Below are 2,482 nucleotides of genomic sequence, written 5' to 3'. Positions count from 1 at the left end.
AGAGATCGAACGAGCATTACCTACTCCACCTGAGAATACTCAGCCTTCGCGCTTTTCGGCCCTACAGGTGAAAACCAAACACTGTGGTCGATTGCTTCTGAGCTAAGACCGTCACGTAATGTCTCGGTACAACAAACGCTTCTCGCCATTTATCGAATCAACCCTCAAGCGTTTGACAATCAAAACATCCACGAGCTGATCCCAGGCAGCCGTCTTCGTGTTCCTTCATTAGAGCAAGTTCGCAGTGCGACGACTGAGCAAGCTGTTGCCATTATGAAGGCGCATGAGTTACGACTAAAACAACCCAAGCCAGAAAAGCCAGCTCCAGTTAAACAGATAGAGGTTAAACCTAAACCTGTTGCAGAGCCTACTGCGCCAAAACCGCCAGTTGTTACTCCACCAAAACCTGAACCAGTTAAACCTGTTGAAACGACAGCAAACGTGCCACCAGTTTCGACGTCACCGCAAGGTGAAAAGCAGGTTAGTGATCTAAAAGACAAGCTGCAGGGCTCGCAAAGTGAGCTTGAATCACTAGAAGAGAAAAACCATCGTCTGCGCCTCATGTTGTCTCAAGTGCAGAGCGAAGTTGAAACACTCAAAAGCGAGCTTAACGACGAAGAGCGCATTCGTTCGGAAGTGGAAAAGCTGTTGGCAGAAGAGCGCCAACGTGTTGCTGAGCAGCAACGCATGCAGCCAAGTACGATGGATAAGATTCTATCCAATGGTTGGCTAGTCGGACTTGCAGCTCTGATTCCCGGGGCACTGCTAGCGTTGTTGGTTGTCATGCTACTTGGTCGTCGCTCGAAATCGAAAGAAGAGGAAGCCGCGCAGCAGCAGACACAAGATATCGACCCGCTTGCGGCACCAATAGGTTTAGCTGCCGCTGACCAACTTGATGATGAGCTCAGCCTAGATGATGACTTGTTTGGTGATGATGACTCTGAACCGCTGTTAGAGCAGGATGAGAAAGCTGAGCTTGAAGAAGATGTCTTCGCAAACCTAGATGACGAAGAACTAGACTTCAACTTAGAAGGCGATGACGGCGAAGATCCATTTGCCGGTATCGGCGATGATGGTGATTTAGACGTTGGATTTGACGAGTTTGATTCTTCAACGAGCGGCATTCAAGTCAATGGCGACGAGAAAGCGCTGGGCCTTGAAGAGATGGAACGTGCGCTTGATGAAGTGACGCCAGAACTTGAAGTGCTCGACGAAGACGAAACAGGCTTCGACTTGTCCGACGACGATAACGCTATTTCTGATGATGAATTTGCCAAACTTCTTGCTGATGATGAACCATCGGAAGACCTTTCAAGTGGCAGCGTTGATCAAGCGATGCTGGACGATTTATTCGCAGAACTTGGCGACGATGATTTAGATCTTGACGTTGAAGATACCAAGCCAGAGCCGCAAGTCTCAGACGAGGATTTCTCGGCAGGAGAGGCGTCGGATGACGATATTGATAAGCTATTAGCTCAATACGATCAACCAGCAGAAGAAACATCAAGTGAGCTTGACCCACTTGATGAACTCGAAAGTCTGGCGGGTTTGACTGATGACACCGATATCGATGAAAACAGCACTGAGCTACTCGACGAATTGATCGATTTCGATGAAGACGAAACCGAGGAAGAGTTCGATCCGCTCAACGAATTGGAAGCGCTATCTGATTTTGAGGCTGAAGAAGCAATTGAGGAACTCGACGAAAACAGCGTTGAATTACTCGATGAGTTACTGCAAGACGACGATGAAAAGCCCGTTTTGGAAGACGAGATCACGACCGAGCTCGACCCATTCGATGATTTGATTCGTGAGGATGAGGCAGTCACTGCTGATGAGAGTCAGTTAGACGATGACTTGGTGGCTGATTTTGGTTTTGAAGAGATTGAGCCTCAAACGGAACAAAATAAAGCGCTTGAGCCAGAGGAAGAAAAGCCGCTAACCGCGCAGGTTGAAGAAGACGCCTCAGAGTTAGAACTTGAATCTGGCTTAGATATCGACGCTCTACTGAGCGAGGCGCAGCCACAACCATCGGCTGCATCAGAACCAGAACTAACGAAATCATTACAAGAAGAAAGCGTCCCGTTTAATAGCAATGACTTCTTAGGTGATCTTGAGGAAATGTCACCAGAGCATGATCCTCTGATGACTGAGCTGGATGAACTGTTTGAATCTGACAACACCGTTCTTGAAGAAACTGAGCAAGAAAGTGCAGATTTTGCCGCCGAGCTAGACGCACTTCTGGAAGGCAAAGAAGGTTTTGCTGAAGAGTTAGAAAACTCATCTGTCAAAGAGAATTTGATGCCATCGGCTGAAGAGCTGCCCTCTGAAAATGGTGAGTATCAACTTCGCGAGGAACAGACTGAACCAGAAATTACCAGTAAAGAGGAAGAACCTGCATTCACGCCAACGCCGAATACTGTTGAGAATGAATTTGGCGTTCCTCAAGAAGAAGACTGGTTACTAGACGACGTTGAGTCTG

1 pseudogene is annotated in these 2,482 nt (G+C 47.8%); it reads left to right on the top strand.

The features are described 5' to 3' along the window. Window positions 1–2,482 (top strand): annotated as a pseudogene (locus R8269_RS23340) (FimV/HubP family polar landmark protein); the annotation flags it as partial.

The organism is Vibrio sp. Vb0667 (assembly GCF_033391095.1).
Note: the sequence above shows the minus strand (reverse complement) of the source record. Positions and strands in the feature narration are given on the sequence as shown.